Genomic DNA, 23,003 nt, shown 5'->3' on the forward strand with positions numbered 1-23,003 from the left:
CTACGCTTGGTGGTATGCACGTCGACGAGCGGACCGCCCGGGAACTGCGCGGCCTGGCCCGCGTCCTGGTGCGGTCCGGGTATGCGGACCATGCGGCGATCACGGCGGCGCTGACCGAGGCGGTCCAGGAGGACGCGCCGTCGATGGACGCCGCCGCGCTGGTGCCGCTGCTGCTCGGCGAGGCTGTGATGGACCTGAACCAGGAGGCGGCCGGCTGGCCCGCGATCACCGATCCGGACCGGCTGGACGACGTCCTCGGCGAGCTCGCGGCGCAGGGCGTGGTGGTGGTCCGCTACACGACGGACCACCACGTCGCCCGCCGGGCGCTGGAGGCCGCGGACGACCCGCGGGGGCTGGTGTTCTTCACCGACACCGACGTCTGGCACGCGGTCGACTTCGGGATGCTCGAGCTCAAGCTCTGGCACGCCGACACCGCCAACGTCGCCCCCGGCGAGCCGCTCCTGGAGGACGTGCTCGCACTCCTGCACCAGCACGACCTCCCCGCGGTCTTCGACGAGGGCCGCATCGAGGTCACGCTCAACTGGCAGCGGAGAGTGACCCTGTGACGACAATTGGCGTCTTCGCATTGCAGGGCAACGTGCGGGAGCACCTCGCGATGCTGACAGAGGTCGGCGTCGAGGCGCTCGCGGTACGCCGGCCCGCGGAGCTCGAGCAGGTCGACGCGATGGTGCTGCCCGGTGGCGAGTCCACCACCATGTACAAGCTGGCCCGGTCGTTCGAGCTGTTCGAGCCGCTGCAGAAGCGGATCGCCGACGGGATGCCGGTGTTCGGGACCTGTGCCGGGATGATCATGCTCGCGGACGAGATCACCGGCGGGATCAGCGGCCAGGAGACGCTCGGCGGCCTGGACGTGACGGTCCGGCGGAACGCGTTCGGGCGCCAGGTCGACTCGTTCGAGGCGGATCTGGAGTTCCCCGGTTTCGACACGCCGTACCATGCCGTGTTCATCCGCGCACCGTGGGTGGAGCGCGTCGGGAAGGACGTACAGGTACTCTCGACGGTGAGGTCGGGCCCCGCCGCGGGTAGGATCGTCGCGGTTCGCCACGATCGGCTGCTGGCCACGTCGTTCCATCCGGAGATGACCGGGGACGCCAGGCTGCACGGCTACTTCGCCGAGCTGGTCCGCGACCGCTAGACGCGTCAGAGGTTAGAAGGGTTGGTTCGCCATGTCAGGCCACTCCAAGTGGGCCACCACGAAGCACAAGAAGGCCGTCATCGACGCGAAGCGCGGCAAGCTCTTCGCGAAGCTGATCAAGAACATCGAGGTGGCCGCCCGGATGGGCGGTGGCGACCCTGGCGGGAACCCGACCCTGTACGACGCCATCCAGAAGGCCAAGAAGTCCTCGGTCCCGAACGACAACATCGACCGCGCGGTCAAGCGCGGGTCCGGGGCTGAGGCGGGCGGCGCGGAGTACCAGACGATCATGTACGAGGGCTACGGCCCGAACGGCGTGGCGATGCTGGTCGAGTGCCTCACCGACAACCGCAACCGCGCGGCCGCGGACGTCCGTACGGCGATGTCGCGCAACGGCGGCTCGCTCGCCGACCCGAACTCGGTCGCCTACCTGTTCAACCGCAAGGGCGTGATCGTCCTGGACAAGGTGCAGGACGGGAAGTCGCTGTCCGAGGACGACGTGATGGAGGCCGTCCTGGAGGCCGGCGCCGACGAGGTGAACGACCTCGGCGAGTCCTGGGAGGTCGTCACCGAGGCCACCGACATGGTCGCGGCCCGGACCGCGCTGCAGGACGCCGGCATCGACTACGAGTCCGCCGACGTCCAGTTCGTCCCGTCGATGACGGTGGAGCTGGACGCCGACGGCGCCGGCAAGATCTTCCGCCTGATCGACGCCCTCGAGGACAGCGACGACGTGCAGAACGTCTACGCGAACTTCGACGTGTCCGACGAGATCATGGCCGAGGTCGGCTGACCCGGTAGCCCCGGTAGCCCCCGGTAGTTCAGCCTCCGAGGGCCTCTCCGTCGATCACCTGATCGGCCGGAGGGGCCTTCGGCGTCGGCACGCGGTCGTACTCGGTGAACGTCACGACGTCGGTCCCGGACGTCTCGAGCCGCAGCGGGCGGCCGGTGGCCCGGTCGACCCACAGCGTGCCGTCGCTGTCCCGCAGACCGATGGCCGGAACGCCGCCGATGGTGCGCGGCGCGGTCTTGCGGACCTTCCCGGTCGGTTCGAACATGCCGTCGAAGACGGCGGCCTTGTCAGCGAACAGCGCGAAGTCGCTGAACTCCTTGCTGTCCAGGGTGGTCCTGATCCAGCGTCCGGCGATCAGCCCGATGACGGCGTCCGCCTGAGCCTTCGACTTTGCTTGGCCGCGCCAGAAGTCGTCGCTCAGCTTCAGGTACGCGGTCTTCCCGATCACCATCACCGTGGTCGTGATGCCGTTCGTCTTGATCGTGCCCTGTCCGGCGCCCTTCGCCAGCCGGACGTCGAGCGTCATCCGGTCGCGCCCATCCGCAATCGTGCCCTTCATCCGCACGCTCTTGGCGGCTTTGGCGGCGGCTTGTGCCTTTGCGAGGATCTTCGCGGCCGAGAGCTTGGAGATGTCGGCCGTCGGAGTCGGGGTTGGTTTCGGAGTGGTCGGTGCGGCGGGTGTTATCGACGTGGTGGTGGGCGGTGGTGTGGTGCCCAGGGCTTCGTCGGCTGCCGGGGCGGGGCCCCGGCAACCGGCGACGAGAACGGCCAGCACGCCCACCATCGCGCCGGCAGCAGTTCGACGAGTCAGCATCTTGCTCCCCCTCCTGCGGATAAAAGAAAGATGCTGAAATCGCCGTAAAAGTTGTTACGGGCCTACGGTTTGTCCACCCACCGATAGGTTGTCCTGGTGGATCGGACACTGCGTGATCTCTTGCCGACGGAGTTGCTGGTCCGGGCGCTGGGGGAGGTGGGGCGGGTCCTCCCCGGCATCGACCAGCGGGACGCGTGGGACGGCGTACCGGAGCGGGATCGCTCGGCCTTGCTCGCGGAGGCCGAGGAGGTGGCCGCGGGGGAGTGGCCGATGCTGCTGGCGCGGGACTTCGCCCGGTACCAGCGGGAGGGCGACCGTGCGACGTACGAGACGCCGTACTTCGAGCGCCGGCGGCGGGTGGTGATCAGTGCGCTGGCGGCGTTGCTGACCGGGGACGCGGCGTGGGTCGCGGATGTGGTGGACGGGGTGTGGTTGCTGTGTGACGAGGCGACCTGGACGGTCCCGGCGCATGCTTCCGCGGCGATCGAGCGTGGGTCGGCGTTGCCCTGGCCGGGGGACCGGGATCTGGATCTGTTCTGCGCGGAGACCGGTGGGCTGCTCGCGTGGATGGATCAGCTGCTGGGGCCGGTGCTGGACGAGGCGACCCGGCGGCGGATCGCGGTCGAGGTGGACCGGCGGGTGCTGGCGCCGTTCCTGGAGGTGCGGGACTGGCGGTGGCTCGTTGGGTTCACCAACAACTGGAACCCGTGGATCCACTCCAACGTGACCGCGTGCGCGCTGCTCCTGGAGAAGGATCCGGTACGGCGGGAAGCGATCGTCGACCTGGTCGTGCAGGGGCTCGACGTGTTCCTGGACTCCTACCCGGACGACGGCGGCTGCGACGAGGGCGCGTCGTACTGGACCCGGGCGGGTGGTTCGGTCGCCGACAACCTGGTGCTGCTGTACGACGCGACCGGCGGGGTGCTGGACGGGTTCGGGCATCCCAAGCTGCGGCCGATCACGTCGTACCTGCCGGCCATGCACATCGACGACCGGTGGTACGTGAACTTCGCGGACTGCCCGGCGCAACTGGCCGATCCGTCGGCGGCGTACCCGCTGTACCGGCTCGGCGTGCACACTGGCGAGCCGTCCGCGCGGGCGCATGCGCGGGTGATCCGGCACCGCGACGATCCGCTGGTGCCGCGGATCCCGTCGATGCTCCGGGTGGCCGGCGCGCTGCTCGAGCCCGGTCTGCGTGTCGACGATCAGAATGCCGCTAACCGGAACGTCTACCTCCCGGATACCGAGGTGGTCGTCACGCGGACGGAGAAGCTGCTGCTCGCCTGGAAGGGCGGGCACAACGAGGAGTCGCACAACCACAACGACGTCGGGACCTTCGTCGTCGCGGCGGACGGCGTACCGCGGGTGATCGATCTCGGCGTCGGCACGTACACCCGGCAGACGTTCTCGGCGGACCGGTACCAGATCTTCACGATGCAGAGCGACTACCACAACCTGCCGCGGATCAACGGGTTCTCGCAGCAGCCCGGGCGGGAGTTCCGCGCGACCGGGATGACGGCGGAGGGCGCCGACCTGGCGCGGGCCTATCCGGAGGAGGCCGGCATTCGCTCGTGGTACCGCCGGCTGGTGCTCACGGACGCTGTCGAGCTGACCGACACGTGGGAACTGGCGGACGACCCGGCCGAGCTCGTCTGGCACCTGATCCTGCACGGCGACCCGATCCACGAGGGCACCACGATCACGGTCGGCAAGCTGGCGATCCGGTACGACGACAGCTTGGCCGCCGTACTCGAGCCGCTCCCGCTCACCGACCCGAAGCTGTCGGACATCTGGGGCGACCAGGTCACCCGGGTGGTACTGAGCGCCCGCCCGCACCTGTTGCGGCGGACGGGCGCGATCACGCTGACGTTCGCCTGACGCGGCGGGCGGACGGGCCCACCACGCCAGGCTCCAGCTGCTTCAGCTCCCAGACACCCTCAGCGAACGTCGTACGCGCGGACGACGGTCTCGGTGACCTTCGCTCCGTGCGAGTCGGTGAGCTCGACGCGCAGGGAGACCTGCTTGCCGGTGTCACCGGAGTGGTTCACGACCAGGTTGGCGCCGGTCTTGGTGAGACTGGTGCTGCCCTCGGTCCAGGTGGTGCCGTTGTCGACGGACGTCCAGACCTTGGCGGCGGTCAGCGCGCCCGCGTCGTACCCCGGGTTGGCGTCGAACCGCGCCGGGATCGTCACGCTGCCGGCGGCGACGGTCTTGAGCCCGTCAGCCGGCAGGTCGAGCCGCGGCAGCAGCAGCGGCAGCGCCCGGCTGAACACGGTCGGCTCCTGGTGCGAACGGAACGCCCACGTCGTGGTCGTCGACACCGACCGCGTCCAGACCTTCGCCGGCGCTCCGACCTTCGTCGTGTTCATCGTCAGCTCGTACGACGCGTCCTCAGCGGGGACCGTGAACACGCCGGACGGCCAACCGGTCGAACCGAGCGACACGCCGTTCTTCTTCAGCTCCAGGTTGCCCAGATCGCCGAAGCTGCCGGCGTCGGCCCAGTGGCCGGCGCTGTCCGCCCACATCGAGGTCGCGACGCCCATCAGCTCGCCCTGACGCTCGGCGATCAGCTGCGGTGCGCCCGCGCTGTCGGCCCGGACGCCCGGCGACACCACACCGCCGTACCAGCTGTCGGTTACCGCTTGCCCCGGCGTGAAGGTGCGGTATCGGTCGATCATCACCTCGCCCCACGGCATGCTCGAGATGATCGACTTCATCCACGACGTGCCGTCCGCGGTGAAGTACTCGGTCTGGCTGCTCGGCACCGCGACCGCGTCCAGGCTGCCGACCGCGAAGGCCACCCCGGTCGGCCGCAGCGCGGACGTGAAGCCGCCGAAGTTCGTCTTCACACCCATGCTGTTGTACGTCGCGGTGGTCCGGCCGAGCGACGCGTCCGACACGTTGTGCCGCTGCGCCGTCGTCACCTGCTTGTCGTTGAAGAAGCCGAGCGTGTACGCGTACGGCGTACTCGCCGAAGCCGACCAGGTCAGCGTGACGGCACCGGCCGCGAGCTTCGCCGCCAAGGCCGCGCCTTGCGTGTTCGGCAGGCTGTAGACCGGGAGTGCGTTCGGTGAAAAGCCGACCGACGGCAGCCAGTTGTAGGCGTCGTCGCGGTAGAGCAGCAGTGCCTTGACGCCGGCCTTGGCCGCCGCCGACTGAACACTCGAGTCGCTGACACCGGCCGCGAGGTGAACCAGTGCGACCTTGCCGCTCGCGTTGGCCAGCTCGGCCGCGCTGCCCGCGCCACCGTTGACCAGTGCGGCGCTGCCCTTGCCGTCCAGGTTGCTGACACCGGCCTGCGGCGCTGCGGGCGTCAAGGTGAGACCGTCGGTGGTGCGCATCGAGGAGACGATCGGCGCGATCCGGTGCGTCCAGTGCCCGAACTCGAACGAGCCGTCGCCCTTGGCAACCGTTCCGGTGACGTCCGCGTAGGCCTCCTTGGTGAGCGAGTTCGTCGTGATCGAACCGCTGTGCAGCCAGGACGCCGGCCACTGCCGCTCGAAGGTCAGCGTGGTCGTCTGCAGCTGCGAGGGCCGTTGCGTCGCGACCGTCAGCGGGTGTGCCTGCCGTGCGTCGAGCACGATCGCGGTGTCGCGGGTGATCGTCAGCTCCGGGCGGGCCAGGTAGCTGACCGACGCGGGCGCCGCGTTGCCCGGCGCACCGGCCTGCGGTGTCAGCGAGTATCCGCCGAGGTAGTAGCGCCCCGGCCGTACCTGGAAGACCTGCTCGGCGGCTCCGTTGTTGAACCGGCGTTCGCCCTTCGCGACATCGGTGTTGACCAGCTCGACCGACGACGCGCCGGTCGCGGGGTTGCCGTTGCGGTCGAGCACCGAGACCTTGACCGCCACCGTCTCCGGCTGCAGGTACAGGTTGAACGACGTGGACACCCGCTGGTCGTTGCTGGTGGCAATGATCCGCGCGGTCACGTCACCGAGCGCGGACCCGGCCAGCTTCTGCCCAGGCCGGACGGTCACCGGCACGGTCGCGGTCGAGTTCGCCGGTACGACGACGTGCTGCGGGACCCGGACGACCGGCGCGGTCAGCGGCCGCCCGTCGTTCCCGGTCAGGTGCTCCACCGACAGCCGGAGGTCGATCGGGGCCGCGCCGCTGTTGGTGTAGGTGAGTCCAACGGTCTTGTCGGCGGTGCCCGCCTGCGGCCACGCGTACGTGCCGCCGTACACCGACGACGGGCCGGTGACCTTGGTGGTCAGCAGCTTGGCGATGTCGAGCCGCCCGGCGCCGACCTCCTGCACGTCGCCCGGGACACTCGGGTCGGCCGACGAGACCAGCAGGTTCTTCAGCTGGGCGCCGGTCAGCGACGGGTTCGCCTGCTTGGCGATCGCGGCGGCGCTGGAGACGTGCGGCGTGGCCATCGACGTACCGGACATCGTCTGGTACGCGTAGACGCCACGGCCGCCGGCGTTCGCGGCGAGGATCGCGACCCCGGGGGCGGCGAGTTCGGGTTTCTCGACGTGCGTTCCGGAGACCGGGCCGCGGCTGGAGAAGTAGGCGGTCTCGTCGTGGGAGTCGACCGCGCCGACAGTCAGCGCCTCAGGCGCGCAGCCCGGGCTGGAGACCGTGCCCGGACCGGAGCCCATGTTGCCGGCGGCGATCACGAACAGGCTGCTGCTGGTGTTCGAGAGCCGGCTGACGGCCTGCGCGATCGGGTCGTCGCAGGTGGTCGCCGGGACCGGCGAGCCGAGGCTCATCGAGATCGCGTCGGCCTTGTTGTCGACCGCCCACTGCATGCCGGCGATGATCTCCGACTCGGACCCGGTGCCGTCGTCGCCGAGCACCTTGCCGATCAGCAGCCGGGTGCCCGGCGCGACACCGCGCTCCTTGCCGTTGCTCTCCGCGCCGGTGCCGGCGATCGTCGAGGCGACGTGCGTACCGTGGCCCATCGTGTCGTCGGTGCCGTACGCCGAACCCGTGAAGTCCTTGCTCTGCGCGATCCGGCCGGCCAGGTCCGGGTGCCCGGCGTCCACGCCGGTGTCGAGGACCGCGACCGTCGAGCCGGTGCCGTCGAGCCCGGCCTTCCACGCTGCCGGCGCGCCGACCTGCGCGGTGGAGTCCGCGAGCGTCGCCTTCAGCGCCCGGTCCAGCCAGAGCTTGGTGATCCCGCGCCCGGACCGCGACGTCGTGTCGGTGAGCTCGGCGAACGCCGTGTGCGCCTGCTCCTTGCTGACCGGGTACGCCACCGAGCCGACCGCGGGCAGTGCCTGCGCGGCCTCGGTCGCGCCGGTCGGGGTCGGCGTCGCGGCGAGCGCCGTACGCGCGGTGGCGCCGTACTGCGCGATCACCGGGATGGTCTGCTGGTGCGCGTCGTCGTACCCCTGCGCGACCAGACCGGTCACGTCGAAGAACTCGGGGTCGATGAGGCCGGCCGACAGCGCACCGGCGGCCGACGACGGGTAGACGTACACCCGGTCACCGGTGCGGGAGGTCTCGTAGTCGGGGGTGACGCCGTCGGCGCCGGGCAGGAGCTGTACGACGGGTTGCCCGTCGCTGGTGCGGGTCAGCCGCGCGCGGTCGCCGGTGATCAGCGTGACGGTCGCGGACGGTCCGGCCGCGGCTGCCTTGGCGGAGCCCACGATCGGGCGGTCGTCGGCACTGCTCGCCGACGCGGGTGCGGGGAGGACGGCCGCGGCGCACAGGAGTACGCCGGCCGCAGCCACCGGATGACGCCACTTCGGGCGCATGGGGGACCTCCAGGGTCTTCCGGGCCGCTAGGCCCGGGGAAGGTGGACGGGGTTGGCACAGAGGGTGTCAGCGCGGTCACCTCTGGAGGAACGAATCGCGGCGGCGGAGAATCGACGTGACGTGTTTTCGACAGGAAGGCCGCGCTGCGGATGAACGACATCGAGTTGACCGCGCTCGGCCTGAGCCGGCCGGAGGAACTGCACTACCGCTCGCTGGTGATCGACGGTGGTGCGGCTGCCGGGGTGCTCAGCTCTCGCGTCGGGTCGACCGTCGCAGAGGCCCGGGAGGTGCTGGACGCGCTGGCGAAACTGGGGCTGGCCGAGACGGTGCCGTCCGACGAGAGCGAGCCGCGGTGGTTCGCGGCACCGCCGGACGTGGCGTTGCGCGGGCTGCTCAACTCCCGGCGGCACGAGCTGTCGGTCGCGGAGACCTCGGTCGCGCGGCTGGCGGCGATCTTCCGCAGCGATCTCGGGCAGGCGGCGATCGGCGATCTCGTCGAGGTAGTGCTCGGCGCGACCGCCGTACGGTCGCGGTTCCTGCAGATCCAGCGGGCCGCGCGGCACGAGGTGTGCGCCTTCGTGGACGCGCGGCCGGTGGCGCTGTCGGGGCAGGACAACGAGGCGGAGGGAGAGGCGCTCGGGCGCGGGGTGCGGTTCCGGGTGGTGATCGAACGGTCGGCGTTCGAGGCGCCGGGGACGGTGAACGACGCGGTCGAGGCGATCGAGTCGCACGCGCTGGTCCGGACCGTGGACCGGGTGCCGACCAAGCTGGTCGTCGCGGACGGGACGGTGGCGCTGGTGCCGCTGGCGGTTCGCGGCTATCAGACGGCCGCGCTGGTGATCCGGGCGGCCGGTCTGGTGCAGTCGTTGATCGCGCTGTTCGAGTCGATCTGGTCGTCCGCCGTACCCATCGGCCTCGGACCGGGCGGACCGATCGAGGAGACGGCGGCAGGCCCGGACGACGCGGATCTCGCCGTACTCGCGCTGATGCTGACCGGTCTCACCGACGACGCGGTGGGCAAGCAGCTGGGGATGAGTGGCCGGACGGTCCAACGGCGGCTGCGGGTGCTGATGGATCTGACCGGCTCGACCTCCCGCATGCAACTCGGCTGGGAGGCCTCCGAACGGGGATGGGTCACGCGGCGCTTCACAGCAGATGTGACTCGTGAGTAACATGCTGCCATGAGCCAGGTCTTGGGGTTGTGGGAGCGGTTGCGTGGCGTGCCCGGTGGCGATCGGCTGTTCTCCTGGGGGTTCGCCTGGAAGGCACCGTACTTCTGGTCGGTGCGGCCGCGGTTCGTGCAGGTGAGCCCCAACTACGCGGCGCTCACCCTGCCGAAGCGGCGGGCGGTGCTGAACCACATCGGGACCGTGCATGCGATTGCCGTGTGCAACGGTCTCGAAGCGGCGATGGGCGCGCTCGCGGAGGCGACCGTGCCGGCCGGGAAACGCTGGCTGCCGAAGGGGATGGAGGTCGCGTACCTCGCCAAGTCGACGTCGGACCTGACCTGCTCGGCCGAGACCGATCCGGGCACCTGGACGGCCGGGCCCGACGTACCGGTGACGGTGAAGGCGACGCGGTCCGACGGCACGGTGGTCGTCGAGGGAACAATTCACCTGTGGGTGACGGACCAGAAGACGTAGGGTCTCCCGCGTGACTGAGCTGCGCGTGGTGGACGTCGCCGAGGAACAGCTGGACTCGGTGTGGCAGGTACGGATCCGGTCGTTCGGCCCGGGTGGTGACCGGGAGAAGTGGCAGCAGAACGCGCGGACGTTCCTGGACGACGGACGGCTGCTCGGCGTCGTCGACGGTGACGGTGACGGTGACGAGCTGGTCGCGGCGGCGCGGATCTGGCCGTTCGAGCAGTGGTGGGGCGGCCGGCGGGTCCCGATGGGCGGCGTGGCCGGCGTGGTCGTCGCTCCGGAGTACCGCGGCCGCGGGGTCGGCAGCCTGCTGATGCGCGGGGTGCTGCGGCGCTGCGCCGAGAAGGGTTACCCGCTGACCGGGCTGTATCCGGCGACGACCGTTCTCTACCGGCACCTCGGCTACGAGTTCGCGGGCAGCCGGTACAAGTTCTCCCTCCAGGCGGCCGATCTGCGCACCCTCGGCGGCCGGGGTGCGGCGGTCCGCCGGGCCGGGGTCGCCGACGCGGACCGGTTCCTGGAGCTGGCGTCGGCGGCACACGCGGACCGGCGTTCGAACGGCCCGCTGATCTGGCCGCGGTCCGAGATCGAGTCCTGGCTCGCGGACGAGGAGACGTTCGCGTACGTCGCCGACGACGGCTTCGTCGTCTACAACTGGTCCGACGGCGCGCTCTCCGTGGACGAGCTGATCGCCGGCTCGGAGGAGACCGTGCGGGCGTTGTGGGCCACGGTCGGCTCGGGGTCCTCGATCGCGAGGACCGTGCACGCTTACTGCCCGCCGTACGACCCGATCCACCTGCTCGCGGAGCACGAGGCCGAGGGCGACGCCAAGATCAACCGGTGGATGCTCCGGCTGGTCGACGCACCTGCCGCGCTGGCGGGACGTGGGCACGCCGAGGGCGCCGTACTCGAGGCGGACCTGCGGATCGACGACCCGGAGCTGCCTGCGAACACCGGCGACTGGCATCTCTCGATCGCCGGCGGCGTAGCCGAACTGAAGCCGGCCGAGCCGTCGGCGGACGCGCTCCACCTCGGCCCGCGCGGACTGGCCGCGCTGTATGCCGGTACGCCGGTCGCGACTCTGCGCGGCGCCGGCCTGGTGTCCGGGGGAGCAGCGCTCGACCCGGCGCTCGACCTGGCCTTCGGCGGCACAGCGCCGTACATGCTCGACTACTTCTAAGACCGGCGCGTCGATTTCGGGAGTCTGGACGCCTCCGACTAGGGTTGTCGAACAAACGTTCGGAGGTGGTCCATGCGGGTGCTCGGCGTCGACCCGGGACTGACCCGGTGCGGCCTCGGCGTCGTCGAGGGGACGCCGGGGAAGCCGCCGTCGATGGTCGCCGTCGGGGTGATCCGGACGCCGGCCGAGCTGGACGTGGCCAAGCGGCTGGTCCGGATCGAGGCCGAGCTGGACGAGTGGATCGGGCGGTACCAGCCGGATGCGGTCGCGGTCGAGCGGGTGTTCGCGCAGCACAACGTGCGGACCGTGATGGGCACCGCGCAGGCCTCCGGGATCGCGATGGTGGTGGCCGCCCGGCGGGGGCTGCCGGTCGCGCTGCACACCCCGAGCGAGGTGAAGGCCGCGGTCACCGGATCCGGCCGCGCGGACAAGGAGCAGGTGACCACGATGGTGACCCGGATCCTCAAGCTCAGCGAGCGGCCGACGCCGGCCGACGCCGCGGACGCGCTGGCGCTGGCGATCTGTCAGGTCTGGCGCGGCGGGGTGGCGAGCAAGCTGCAGCAGGCGGCGACCAGCCGGGCGAACCTCGAAGCGGCCGCGCAGGCGCAGTCCCGGTTGCAGATGGCGCGGTTGCGGGCCGCGGTGGCCGCCCAGCAGGGCAAGCGGTGAGCACGGAAACAGGAGGTTGGCGATGATCGCCTTTGTACGTGGACCGGTGGCGGCTGTCGGGATCGACAGCGCCGTGGTCGAGGTCGGCGGCGTGGGCCTGCAGGTGTACTGCGACCCCGGCACGCTGGCGGGGCTGCGCCCCGGGCAGGAGGCCCGGATCGCGACCTCGATGGTGGTCCGCGAGGACTCGCTGACGCTGTACGGGTTCGCCGACGACGACGCGAAGAACCTGTTCGAGCTGCTCCAGACCGCGTCCGGCGTCGGCCCGAGGCTCGCCCAGGCCGCGCTCGCGGTGCTCAGCCCGGACCAGTTGCGGCAGGCCGTCGCGACCGAGGACCTCGCCGTACTGGTGAAGGTTCCGGGGATCGGCAAGAAGGGCGCGCAGCGGATCGTGCTGGAGCTGAAGGACAAGATCGGTGCGCCGTCGAAGACCGTGACCGGCCGGCCGCTGCAGGTGCGGGAGGCGTGGCGCGAGCAGGTGCAGGCGGGTCTGGTCGGCCTCGGCTGGTCCGCCCGCGACGCCGAGGACGCCGTCACCGCGGTGTCGCCGCTCGCCGCCGACAACCCGAACCCGTCGGTTCCCGACCTGCTGCGGGCCGCGCTGCGCGTGCTGTCGAAGGCGTAGCCGGTGGACGACAACGTGCGCCCATTGGTCTCCGCCGACGCGGTGGACCTCGAGGAACGCAAGATCGAGTCGGCGCTCCGGCCGCGGTCGCTGGCCGAGTTCGGCGGTCAGCGGCGGGTCAGCGAGCAGCTCGAGCTCGTGCTGCACGCGGCGCGCGGGCGCAATCGCACCCCTGACCACGTGCTGCTGTCCGGCCCGCCCGGGCTGGGAAAGACCACGCTGGCGATGATCATCGCCAGCGAGATGTCCGCGCCGCTGCGCGTCACCAGCGGCCCGGCGATCCAGCACGCGGGCGACCTGGCCGCGATCCTGTCCGGGCTGGGCGAGGGCGAAGTCCTGTTCCTGGACGAGATCCACCGGATGTCGCGGCCTGCGGAAGAGCTGCTGTACATGGCGATGGAGGACTTCCGGGTCGACGTGATCGTCGGCAAGGGACCGGGCGCGACCGCGATCCCGCTGGAGATCCCGCCGTTCACGCTGGTCGGCGCCACCACCCGGGCCGGCCTGCTGCCCGGGCCGCTGCGGGACCGGTTCGGGTTCACCGGCCACCTGGAGTTCTACGAGGCCGCCGAGCTGGAGAAGATCGTGAACCGCTCGGCCGACCTGCTCGAGGTCGACATCACCCCCGAAGGCGCCACCGAGATCGCGTCCAGGTCCCGCGGTACGCCGCGGATCGCGAACCGGCTGCTCCGCCGGGTCCGGGACTACGCCGAGGTCCGCGCGGACGGGATCATCACGCTCGCGCTGTCGAAGGCCGCGCTCGACCTGTACGAGGTCGACAAGATGGGCCTGGACCGGCTCGACCGCTCGGTCCTGGACGCGCTCTGCCGCCGGTTCGGGGGCGGACCGGTCGGTCTTTCCACGCTGGCGGTTGCGGTCGGCGAAGAACGTGAGACCGTGGAGGAAGTAGCGGAGCCTTTCCTGGTCCGATCGGGCTACCTGGCCCGGACGCCGCGCGGCCGCGTCGCGACGCCCGCCGCCTGGCGGCACCTCGGGCTGAAGGTCCCGAAGGGCGCGACGTTCGCGGACACGCTCTTCGACACCGACGAGGACTGAGGAGTTCGGCCTCCAACTGAACAGCCGGGAACCACCGACGGCGCCGGAACGTAGACACTCCGTAGCGAGTAACTCAAACGTGACCCGGCGTCATGAGGCGGTTGTTGACGCTCAGGGTTAGACTCCCCGGTGGCCTGACCTCCAGGTCTATTTCACTGACTGTACAACCGACCCGACGAAGGATTCTGAGACCAAATGCAACTCCTCGCCGTACCGATGGCCTCCTCCGGGGGCGGTGGCATCACGCTGCTGCTGCCGCTGATCCTGATCGTCGGAATGATCTGGTTCATGAGCCGCACGCAGAAGAAGCAGCGCCAGCGTCAGGCCGACACCGTCGCCCAGCTGCAGCCCGGCACGAAGGTGATCACCACCAGCGGCCTCGTCGGCATCGTCGAGGAGACCGACGACGACTACATCACGCTGGAGATCTCCGAGGGCGTGCTGGTGCAGGTCGTGAAGGCCGCGGTCGGCCGGGTGATCCCGGACGAGGACGCCGCCGACGAGCCGGCCGCTGCCGCGGACGACGACGCCGAAGCGACGGACGAGGCGACCGCTCCGGAGAAGGTCGACGTACCGGACGCCGGCGCGGCGAAGGCCGACGGCAAGGTGCAGGACGCGCCGAAGCTGCCGCCGACGCACACCGAGAACTGATTTCCGTCCCAACGGCCTGCGGCGCGTCGTGCGGCGTCCTGTGAAACATCCAGTGACGGTACGGCGCGCCCGGAAGCACAAAGGTTGAATCTGACGTGGCAACTTCGACTTCCCGCCCCGGGCGGAGCCTGATCGCCTTGCTGGTGATCGTGGTTCTGTTGTTCGGGATCATGGCGCTGACCAAGACCTGGAAGCCAAAACTCGGTCTGGACCTGCGCGGCGGCACCACGATCACGCTGACCGCCAGCACCCTGGACGGCAGCGGCAAGGTCGCCGCCGACCAGCTGAACGAGGCGAAGAACATCATCAGCCAGCGGGTCAACGGCGCCGGTGTCGCCGAGGCCGACATCACCACCTCGGGCGCGAACCACATCAACGTGGCCGTCCCGGGCGCCACGAAGGAATCGCTGGTGTCGCAGGTCGGCCAGACCGCCCTGCTGTACTTCCGGATCGTGTACAACGCGCAGTCCCTGGCGCCGGTGCCGACGCCGACCCCGACGACGACGCCCAAGCCCGGTACGACGCCGACCCCGAGCGCGACGCCGAAGCCGAGCACCAAGGTGACGCCGAGCGCCACGATCAAGCCGACGAGTACGCCGAAGGGCCGCGCCTGGTCGAGCGCCCTGGGTCAGGCCACGCCGACCCCGACCGCCACCCCGAAGGCGAGCACCACTCCGAAGGCGAGCACCACGCCGAAGCCGAGTACGCCGTCCGCGACGCCGTCGGCCCCGGCCGCGAGCAGCGACCCGCTGAAGTACACGCCGGACGCCGCGACGCAGGCGAAGTTCGCGACGTTCAAGTGTGGCGACAAGCAGTCGGACGACCCGAAGCAGCCGCTGTTCTCCTGCGACAAGACCAATCAGAACAAGTACCTGCTCGGCCCGGCGATCATGGCCGGCACCGACCTGTCGGACGCCTCCGCGGGCATCCCGCAGAACGGTCTGCAGTGGCAGGTCAACCTGAAGTTCACCGGATCGGGCGGTGACAAGTTCCTCAAGGCCACCACGGCGATCTCGCAGCGCGGCCAGGGCAACAACCTGTTCGCGATCGTGCTGGACGGCGTGACCATCTCCACCCCGAGCGTCGACAACCCGATCCCGGGCGGTCAGGCGCAGATCACCGGTACCTTCACCGAGGCCGACGCCCGCGACCTGGCGAACGTGCTGAAGTACGGCTCGCTGCCGGTCAAGTTCGACATCTCCTCGGTCGAGACGGTGTCGCCGCAGCTCGGTGGCGACCAGCTGTCGGCCGGCATCTGGGCCGGCATCATCGGCCTCGCGCTGGTGGTCGTGTTCTGCTTCCTGTACTACCGCGGCCTCGGTCTGGTCGTGGTGTTCTCGCTGGTCGCGGCCGGCATCCTCACCGGAACACTGGTGATCCTGCTCGGCAAGGCGATCGGGTTCACGCTGAGCCTGGCCGGTATCGCGGGTCTGATCGTCGCGGTCGGTATCACCGCGGACTCGTTCATCATCTACTTCGAACGACTACGCGACGAAGTGCGTGAGGGCCGAAGTCTGCGCTCGTCGGTGGAGACCGGCTGGGCGCGGGCCAAGCACACGATCATCGCCGCCGACTCGATCTCGCTGCTGGCCGCGATCGTGCTGTACATCCTGGCGATCGGCAGCGTCCGCGGCTTCGCGTTCACGCTCGGCCTGACCACGCTGATCGACCTGGTCGTCGTCTTCATGTTCACCAAGCCGCTCGTCACGCTGCTGGCCCGGACCGACTTCTTCGGCCACGGCCACAAGCTGTCCGGCCTGGACCCGGAGCATCTGGGCGTCGAACGCCTGCCCGGACAGACGAAACCGTCGGCCCGGCCGCGCCGGACGCCGTCGACGCGCAAGCCGGTCGGAGGGGAGGTCTGATGTCGAAGCTCGGACAGATCGGTGCCAAGCTGCACCGCGGTGAGGTCTCCTACGACTTCATCGGGCATCGCAAGTTCTGGTTCAGCCTGTCGGCCGCGCTGGTACTGATCTCGCTGGTCGGCCTGTTCGCCCGCGGCCTGGCACTCGGTATCGAGTTCCGCGGCGGCGTCGAGTACGAGGCCAAGGTCAAGGTCACCAGCAACACCGTGCAGGACTTCGGCGATGTCGTGAAGGCGACCAACGCCAAGGGCCTCGGCGACCCGGTCGTCACCACGATCAACAACGACAAGGTCCGGGTCCAGACCAAGCCGCTGGAGCAGGCCGACATCGGCCGGGTCCGGGACGCGATCGCCAAGGAGGCCGGCGTTCCGGCCGACCAGGTGACGTCCCAGCAGATCGGTGCGTCCTGGGGCCAGCAGATCGCCGACAAGGCGATCATGGCGCTGATCGTGTTCCTGGTGCTGGTGTTCGCGGTGATCTGGCTGTACTTCCGCGAGGCGAAGGCGTCGATGGCGGCGATCATCGCGCTGGTGCACGACGTCACGATCACCGTCGGGTTGTACGCGCTGATCGGCTTCGACGTCACGCCGGCGACGGTGATCGGCGTACTGACGATCCTCGGTTACTCGCTGTACGACACCGTCGTCGTGTACGACAAGATCCGTGAGAACACCCGGGGCATCACCGGGTCGAACCGGCTCACGTATTCGGACGCGACGAACCTGGCGGTCAACCAGACCGTGGTCCGGTCGATCAACACCACGGTCACCGCGCTGCTGCCGGTCGGCGCGATCCTGGTCGTCGGCACCGTGGTGCTCGGCACCGGGCCGCTGAAGGACCTGTCGCTGGCGCTGTTCGTCGGTATCGCGGTCGGTGCGTACTCGTCGATCTTCATCGCCCCGTCGCTGCTCGCGGTCTTCAAGGAGCGCGAGCCCGCGATGCAGGCGCTGAACAAGCGGGTCGTGGCGAAGAAGGCGCAGGCCGCGAAGGCGGCGGCCGCTCCGGCCGAGCCGGCCACCGCGGGTGCGCCGGCGGACGCGGCGGCGCGTTCGGTCGTCCAGGACACGCCGCGGAAGGCGGACCGGGCGACCGGTTCCGCGCCGACCGCGTCGACCCGGCCGATGAAGGCGGCGGCCGCCGGGCGTCCGCAGCCGACCCGCAAGCCGCGCTCGAAGCGCGGTAAGTGATGCGGTCGCTGGAGCAGGTGCTCGCGGACGGGATCCGCGACATCCCGGACTACCCGCAGCCGGGGGTGGTGTTCAAGGACATCACCCCGCTGCTGGCCGACCACACCGGTTTCGGCCAGGTGGTGGAGGCGCTGGCCGCGGCCGGCACCGACGACGACGGCAACCCGGTGGTCGACAAGGTGGTCGGGATCGAGGCGCGCGGGTTCATCCTCGCCGCCCCGGTGGCGCTCGCCCTCGGCGCCGGGTTCGTCCCGGTCCGGAAGAAGGGCAAGCTGCCGGCCGCGACGTACGAGGAGTCGTACGCGCTGGAGTACGGCGAGGCGACCATCGAGGTGCACCAGGACGCGTTCGCGCCGGGGGACCGGGTGCTGGTCATCGACGACGTCCTGGCGACCGGCGGGACCGTCGAGGCGTGCCTGCGGCTGATCCGCCGCTGCGGTGCTGACGTCGTCGGTACGGCGGTGCTGCTGGAGCTGTCGTTCCTGCCGGGTCGCAAGCGGCTCGAGGGCGAGCGGGTCAGCGCACTGCTGACGGTATAGGTGACGGTGTAGGAACCGGTACACTCTCCGCAGCCGTCGGGTGACCCGGCGTGTTGTCCACAGGCGGTTCTGCCTGGCTGGACGAAGGCCTCTAGACTGGTGGCCTGTCGGCGGAGGGACACAAACGTGGGCGAAGACCCGGCGATGACATCCGCGGTACCGAACGCCGTACCGCAGGAGCCTCCGCGCGCGCCGTCACCGGTGCGGCCGGCTCCGGCGTCGCCGCCGCCTGCCACCCAGCCGCCGCGGATCGCGCCGGCCCGGGTCCGTGCCCGGCTCGCCCGCCTCGGCGGCACCCGGCACCCGAACCGGGCGCCGATGCTCGAGCCGTTGTTCCGGGTGGTCCGCGCGACCCACCCGAAGGCCGACCTCGGGATGATCGAGCGCGCCTACCGGACCGCGGAGAAGTACCACACCGGCCAGATGCGCAAGTCCGGCGACGCGTACATCACGCATCCGCTCGCGGTCGCGACGATCCTCGCCGAGCTCGGCATGACCGCGACCACGCTGTGCGCGGCGCTGCTGCACGACACCGTCGAGGACACGCCGTACACGGTCGAGGACCTGACCCGCGACTTCGGCGAAGAGATCGCGATGCTGGTCGACGGCGTCACCAAGCTCGACAAGGTGCGGTACGGCGAGTCCGCGCAGGCCGAGACGATCCGCAAGATGGTCGTCGCGATGTCCAAGGACATCCGGGTGCTGGTGATCAAGCTGTCCGACCGGCTGCACAACATGCGCACGCTCGGCTCGCTGCGGCAGGAGAAGCAGGAGCGGATCGCCCGCGAGACGCTGGAGATCTACGCCCCGCTGGCGCACCGGCTCGGTATGAACACGATCAAGTGGGAGCTCGAGGACCTGGCGTTCTCGACCCTGCACCCGAAGGTGTACGACGAGATCGTCCGCCTGGTCGCCGAGCGCGCGCCGTCCCGCGACGAGTACCTGGCGACCGTGATCGACCAGGTGCACGAGGACCTGCGCTCGGCCAAGGTGAAGGCCACCGTCACCGGCCGGCCGAAGCACTACTACTCGATCTACCAGAAGATGATCGTCCGCGGCCGCGAGTTCGGCGACATCTACGACCTGGTCGGCATCCGGGTGCTGGTCGACTCGGTCCGGGACTGCTACGCCGCCCTCGGCATCATGCACGCGCGCTGGAACCCGGTCCCGGGCCGGTTCAAGGACTACATCGCGATGCCGAAGTTCAACATGTACCAGTCGCTGCACACCACGGTGATCGGCCCGCAGGGCAAGCCGGTGGAGCTGCAGATCCGGTCGTTCTCGATGCACCGCCGCGCGGAGTACGGCATCGCCGCGCACTGGAAGTACAAGGAGGACCCGACCTCCGCGGTGCCGGCCACGCCCAGCACCGAGATCGGCGGGCCCAACGACATGCCCTGGGTGCGGCAGCTCGTCGACTGGCAGCGCGAGACGTCGGACCCGTCGGAGTTCCTGGACTCGCTGCGGTTCGAGATCAACAACGCCGAGGTCTACGTCTTCACCCCGCGCGGCGACGTGATGTCGCTGCCGGTCGGGTCGTCGCCGGTCGACTTCGCGTACGCCGTGCACACCGAGGTCGGGCACCGCTGTATCGGTGCCCGGGTCAACGGCCGGCTCGTGCCGCTGGAGAGCACGCTGGAGAACGGCGATGTCGTCGAGGTCTTCACCTCGAAGGCGCAAGGTGCCGGGCCGTCGCGCGACTGGCTCACGTTCGTCAAGAGCCCGCGCGCGCGGAACAAGATCAAGCACTGGTTCTCCAAGGAGCGCCGCGACGAGGCGATCGAGCAGGGCAAGGACGCGATCGCGAAGCAGCTCCGCAAGGAGGGCCTGCCGCTGCAGCGGCTGCTGTCTCACGAGACGCTGACCGCGGTCGCCAACTCCCTGCGCTATCCGGACGTCACCGGGCTGTACGCCGCTGTCGGCGAGCAGCACGTCAGCGCCCAGGCCGTCGTACGGCGTCTGATCGAGACGTACGGCGGGGAGGAGGGCGCGGCCGAGGACCTGTCCGAGGGCGTCCGGCTGCCCGCCTCGCGCGAACGGCGCAAGCGGACGGCGCGTGGCGACGCCGGCGTGATCGTCAAGGGCGCGTCCGACGTGCTGTCGAAGCTGGCGCGCTGCTGTACGCCGGTGCCGGGTGACGAGATCATCGGCTGGATCACCCGCGGTGCGGGCGTGTCGGTGCACCGGGCCGACTGCGCGAACGTGGAGAACCTGAAGACCCAGCCCGAGCGGATCGTCGAGGTCGAGTGGGCGCCGACGGCGCAGTCGGTCTTCCTGGTCGCGATCCAGGTCGAGGCGCTGGACCGGGCCCGGTTGCTGTCGGACATCACCCGGGTGCTGTCCGACTACCACGTGAACATCCTGTCGGCGGCGCTGACGACGACGCGGGACCGGATCGCGAAGTCCCGGTTCACGTTCGAGATGGGTGATCCGACGCATCTCGGGCACGTGCTGAAGGCGGTGCGGTCGGTGGAAGGTGTGTTCGACGTCTATCGCGTGACGCAGTAGTTGCCGCCCGTTCTGTTTGTGGGGGTGGGGACACTGCGGGTATGAGGCGTCGAGTGTTTCTGATCGCGGGTGCCGGGCTGGTGGCTGGTTGTAGCGCGTCGTCGGCGCAGAACCAGCCGAGTCCGTCGCCGTCGTCCAGCGCCCCGCCGTCGACCACCCCGCCCACGACCCCTTCCACCTCGCCGTCCGCGGCCGCTACGCCGACCCCCTCCGCCTCTCCGACCGTTGCTTTGCCGGCCGTGCGTTCTTGGGTGCCGGGGCCGGGTGAGATCGAGCCTGAGGTGAAGCGAGTGGCTGTCGCGGCTGTGGTGAAGATGCTGCAGCCGACCGAGACTCAGGCGGTGGTGGACGTGATCGACGCGCAGTACGGCGGGATCCTGAGCGACTCCGCCAGCGTGCTGGTGCCGTGCCGGGTGTACTCGATCCGCGCGAACCGGCTGATCAGCGGTGGTACGACGGTCGACGTACGGCTGAGCAAGTCGTCGCAGGGGACCTGGCGGGTGACTGCGACCCATCCCGCCCAGCCCGGAGCGCCTGTCAGCAACCTGTCGACGGCTGCGCGGCAGGTCCTGGCCAGTCAGCAGATCACGTTGCCGCCGGCATCGGTCGCGGACATCCGGTCCGGGCAGGTGCACGACAGCGTGCTGACGACGATGCTCGAGCTCGCGAAGACGTACCGGATCGGCATCAGCGTGATCCGCTCCGGGCACCCGATCGACGTGTTCGGGACGACCCGTCCGAGCGACCACCCGAAGGGGCGGGCGTTCGACACCTGGCAGATCGACGGCCGCGCGGTAGTCGCTCCGTCGACGCCGCGCTCACTCGTCACGTCGTACATGCGGGCCGCCGAATCCCTCGGCTCCTACAACGTTGGCGGCCCCTACCAACTCTCCGGCGCCGCGTTCTTCTCCGACAACACCCACCACGACCACGTCCACGCCGGCTTCCAGAGCTAGTCCCACTCCCAGGCAATGCCCACCGTGCCCGGTGCCGCGGACGGTTCGATCGTGTGGACGCGGCCGTCGGGGGTGAGCATCAGTTCGCGGTGGACGAGGTTGGGGCCGAGTGTGTGCCCGCGGCGGAGCTCGTACACGCGGACCGGTAGCGCGGCCCGGTCGAACTGCACCTCGAGCACGTAGTGCATCCCGCCCCACTCGCTGAAGCGCTGGTAGTCCGTGGACGGCAGCCCGTTGCGGTCTTCGATCTCGTACCGTACGACGGCGGTCTCGCCGACCGCGAGCACCCGGTCGAGCAGCAGTTCGCCGAGCAGCGCGCCCGCCTCGGCGGAGCGGGCGATCCGGCCGGTACGGCAGCCGCTCAACGAGCGGAGTGCGAGCCGTTCGGCGTCGGACCCGGGCTCACCCTGGTGCGCGATGATCAGCCGATCCACCGGCTGTACGGCGACCACGCTCTGGCACACCCGCCGCGTCCGGGCGCTCCGCTCCGCGTCGACGTGCACCTCTTCGAGCACCGTGACGTTCCGCGACCGTCCGTGGGCGTCCCGGCGGAGGCGGTCGAGGAGCCGGGTCAGCGTCTCCGCGTAGTCGACCACGGCGTACGGCTGGATGTCCGGCTCGGTGCGGGGCGGCGGGATGCGTACGGTCAGCCAGCCCGGCGGGACCTCCAGGAGCTCCTCCAGCGCCGTCACGGTCGCCAGCGAGTCCTCCCGCGGGACACGGCGACCGCTCTGCCAGGTGCTGAGCGTGGCCACGCCGACCTGCAGCCCGCGGTCCGCGAGGTGCGTGCGGATCCGGTTCAGCGCCAGGCCGCGGCGGGCGATCGCCTGCCGGAGCGCGTCCGCGAACGACGCCTCCGGTGTCACCGCGGGGACCGGTGCTTGGACGGATTTCACCATGGGCCCTCCCTGCCGGAAGTGTAAACGTTCACACCACCGTCCGGCACTGCACAGTCACCCACTGTTCACGCCAGCGTGCCGTTCACACCGCCGTACGGGCGTTCGCCGAACGCTTGCCGCACCGCTGCCGCCTCATGACGATGGACTCCGCCCCAGTCCCTCGTGAAGGAGGAACCATGCGCAGGCTCCGCCCCAGCCGCTCCTGGTCGTTGCTTCTGGCCACGATCCTCGGGCTGGCCGTGCTGGCACCGTCCGCACCGCCGGCCACCGCCGCCGCGCCGTCCAGCTACTACCTGAACGTCACCGGCCAGTCCCAGCAGAAGTCGAACTGGTGCTGGGCGGCCAGCGGCAACAGCATCGCCGCGTTCTACGGCTACTCGTACAGCCAGAACCAGTTCTGCAACCTCGCCTTCGGCTACTCGATGAACGGCACCTGCCCGAACAACCAGGCCACCCTCGGCAACGACCAGACCGCGTTCCGCTCGATCGGGATCAGCACCGGCAGCTACGTCTCCGGGACGCTCGGGTTCAGCACGCTGGTGACCGAGATCGCCGCCGGCCGCCCGGTGATGACCCGGATCGGCTGGACCTCGGGCGGCGGCCACATGATGGACATCATCGGCTACGACTCCTCGAACTCGACCATCGAGTACTACGACCCGTGGCCGGACGACCAGCGCTACAACTACTCGACGTACAGCTGGTACAGGTCCAACTCGCAGTTCACCTGGACCCACTCCCTGTACCGGATCGGAGCCTGAC

General features: G+C 70.1%; 20 protein-coding genes. 17 read left to right on the forward strand and 3 right to left on the reverse strand.

Translation table 11 applies throughout. The features are described from left to right. Positions 1-14 precede the first annotated feature (14 nt). Genes ACQHIV_RS05975 through ACQHIV_RS05985 form a run of 3 tightly spaced genes read left to right on the forward strand, consistent with a single transcriptional unit; the run spans position 15 to position 1,949 of the window. Positions 15-566 carry a DUF6891 domain-containing protein gene (locus ACQHIV_RS05975; protein WP_427892441.1) on the forward strand — a complete coding sequence of 184 codons (552 nt, stop codon included), beginning with the start codon at positions 15-17 and terminating at the stop codon, positions 564-566. Beyond that, positions 563-1,156, forward strand: coding sequence for a pyridoxal 5'-phosphate synthase glutaminase subunit PdxT (gene pdxT, locus ACQHIV_RS05980; protein ID WP_427892442.1), 594 nt, complete (start codon positions 563-565; stop codon positions 1,154-1,156). Before ACQHIV_RS05975 ends, pdxT begins: the two co-directional genes overlap by 4 nt. Before the next feature lie 31 nt (positions 1,157-1,187). Next, on the forward strand, positions 1,188-1,949 hold the full coding sequence (locus ACQHIV_RS05985; protein WP_427892443.1) for a YebC/PmpR family DNA-binding transcriptional regulator: 762 nt from the start codon (positions 1,188-1,190) through the stop codon (positions 1,947-1,949). 28 nt (positions 1,950-1,977) lie between these two features. Here ACQHIV_RS05985 and ACQHIV_RS05990 read toward each other — a convergent pair whose 3' ends face one another. Then, the gene (locus ACQHIV_RS05990; RefSeq protein WP_427892444.1) at positions 1,978-2,763 is read right to left on the reverse strand and encodes a hypothetical protein; all 786 of its coding nucleotides are present in this window, start codon (positions 2,761-2,763) and stop codon (positions 1,978-1,980) included. Positions 2,764-2,859: 96 nt separating this feature from the next. On the opposite strand from ACQHIV_RS05990, the gene ACQHIV_RS05995 reads away from it, so the two are divergent. Continuing rightward, positions 2,860-4,641, forward strand: coding sequence for a hypothetical protein (locus ACQHIV_RS05995; RefSeq protein WP_427892445.1), 1,782 nt, complete (start codon positions 2,860-2,862; stop codon positions 4,639-4,641). 59 nt (positions 4,642-4,700) lie between these two features. Here ACQHIV_RS05995 and ACQHIV_RS06000 read toward each other — a convergent pair whose 3' ends face one another. Then, positions 4,701-8,462 (reverse strand): S8 family peptidase, encoded by a 3,762-nt coding sequence (locus ACQHIV_RS06000; protein WP_427892446.1) that lies wholly within the window; start codon positions 8,460-8,462, stop codon positions 4,701-4,703. A 150-nt stretch (positions 8,463-8,612) separates the two neighbouring features. On the opposite strand from ACQHIV_RS06000, the gene ACQHIV_RS06005 reads away from it, so the two are divergent. The 12 genes from ACQHIV_RS06005 to ACQHIV_RS06060 all read left to right on the forward strand — a co-directional run bounded on the left by ACQHIV_RS06005 (position 8,613) and on the right by ACQHIV_RS06060 (position 21,342). Next, complete coding sequence (locus ACQHIV_RS06005; RefSeq protein WP_427892447.1) at positions 8,613-9,635, forward strand: hypothetical protein; 1,023 nt, start codon at positions 8,613-8,615, stop codon at positions 9,633-9,635. Positions 9,636-9,644: 9 nt separating this feature from the next. Next, entirely contained in the window at positions 9,645-10,106 is a 462-nt protein-coding gene (locus tag ACQHIV_RS06010; protein WP_427892448.1) for a hotdog fold domain-containing protein, read from the forward strand. A gap of 10 nt (positions 10,107-10,116) precedes the next feature. Continuing rightward, positions 10,117-11,286 carry a GNAT family N-acetyltransferase gene (locus ACQHIV_RS06015; RefSeq protein ID WP_427892449.1) on the forward strand — a complete coding sequence of 390 codons (1,170 nt, stop codon included), beginning with the start codon at positions 10,117-10,119 and terminating at the stop codon, positions 11,284-11,286. Between the two features lie 72 nt (positions 11,287-11,358). Next, positions 11,359-11,955 (forward strand): crossover junction endodeoxyribonuclease RuvC, encoded by a 597-nt coding sequence (ruvC, locus tag ACQHIV_RS06020; protein ID WP_427892450.1) that lies wholly within the window; start codon positions 11,359-11,361, stop codon positions 11,953-11,955. A 22-nt stretch (positions 11,956-11,977) separates the two neighbouring features. Next, positions 11,978-12,580 carry a Holliday junction branch migration protein RuvA gene (gene ruvA / locus ACQHIV_RS06025; protein WP_427892451.1) on the forward strand — a complete coding sequence of 201 codons (603 nt, stop codon included), beginning with the start codon at positions 11,978-11,980 and terminating at the stop codon, positions 12,578-12,580. A 3-nt stretch (positions 12,581-12,583) separates the two neighbouring features. Beyond that, on the forward strand, positions 12,584-13,636 hold the full coding sequence (gene ruvB, locus ACQHIV_RS06030; RefSeq protein ID WP_427892452.1) for a Holliday junction branch migration DNA helicase RuvB: 1,053 nt from the start codon (positions 12,584-12,586) through the stop codon (positions 13,634-13,636). A gap of 195 nt (positions 13,637-13,831) precedes the next feature. Continuing rightward, on the forward strand, positions 13,832-14,287 hold the full coding sequence (gene yajC / locus ACQHIV_RS06035) for a preprotein translocase subunit YajC (RefSeq protein ID WP_427892453.1): 456 nt from the start codon (positions 13,832-13,834) through the stop codon (positions 14,285-14,287). Positions 14,288-14,382: 95 nt separating this feature from the next. Then, positions 14,383-16,152 carry a protein translocase subunit SecD gene (secD, locus tag ACQHIV_RS06040; protein WP_427892454.1) on the forward strand — a complete coding sequence of 590 codons (1,770 nt, stop codon included), beginning with the start codon at positions 14,383-14,385 and terminating at the stop codon, positions 16,150-16,152. Continuing rightward, positions 16,152-17,339 (forward strand): protein translocase subunit SecF, encoded by a 1,188-nt coding sequence (secF, locus tag ACQHIV_RS06045; protein WP_427892455.1) that lies wholly within the window; start codon positions 16,152-16,154, stop codon positions 17,337-17,339. Before secD ends, secF begins: the two co-directional genes overlap by 1 nt. Continuing rightward, complete coding sequence (locus tag ACQHIV_RS06050; protein ID WP_427896413.1) at positions 17,339-17,878, forward strand: adenine phosphoribosyltransferase; 540 nt, start codon at positions 17,339-17,341, stop codon at positions 17,876-17,878. The genes secF and ACQHIV_RS06050 overlap by 1 nt, the downstream gene beginning before the upstream one ends. 144 nt (positions 17,879-18,022) lie before the next feature. Then, entirely contained in the window at positions 18,023-20,386 is a 2,364-nt protein-coding gene (locus ACQHIV_RS06055; RefSeq protein ID WP_427892456.1) for a RelA/SpoT family protein, read from the forward strand. Between the two features lie 290 nt (positions 20,387-20,676). After that, positions 20,677-21,342 carry a hypothetical protein gene (locus ACQHIV_RS06060; protein ID WP_427892457.1) on the forward strand — a complete coding sequence of 222 codons (666 nt, stop codon included), beginning with the start codon at positions 20,677-20,679 and terminating at the stop codon, positions 21,340-21,342. On the opposite strand, the gene ACQHIV_RS06065 is transcribed toward ACQHIV_RS06060, so the two are convergent. Next, the gene (locus ACQHIV_RS06065) at positions 21,339-22,241 is read right to left on the reverse strand and encodes a hypothetical protein (protein ID WP_427892458.1); all 903 of its coding nucleotides are present in this window, start codon (positions 22,239-22,241) and stop codon (positions 21,339-21,341) included. The two genes, ACQHIV_RS06060 and ACQHIV_RS06065, sit on opposite strands and share 4 nt — an antisense overlap. 176 nt (positions 22,242-22,417) lie before the next feature. Here ACQHIV_RS06065 and ACQHIV_RS06070 point away from each other — a divergent pair, with 176 nt between their 5' ends. After that, complete coding sequence (locus ACQHIV_RS06070; RefSeq protein WP_427892459.1) at positions 22,418-23,002, forward strand: papain-like cysteine protease family protein; 585 nt, start codon at positions 22,418-22,420, stop codon at positions 23,000-23,002. The last annotated feature ends 1 nt before the right edge of the window (position 23,003 follow it).

Origin of the sequence: Kribbella polygonati (genome assembly GCF_050320105.1) — a bacterium.
Classification (GTDB): Bacteria; Actinomycetota; Actinomycetes; order Propionibacteriales; family Kribbellaceae; genus Kribbella.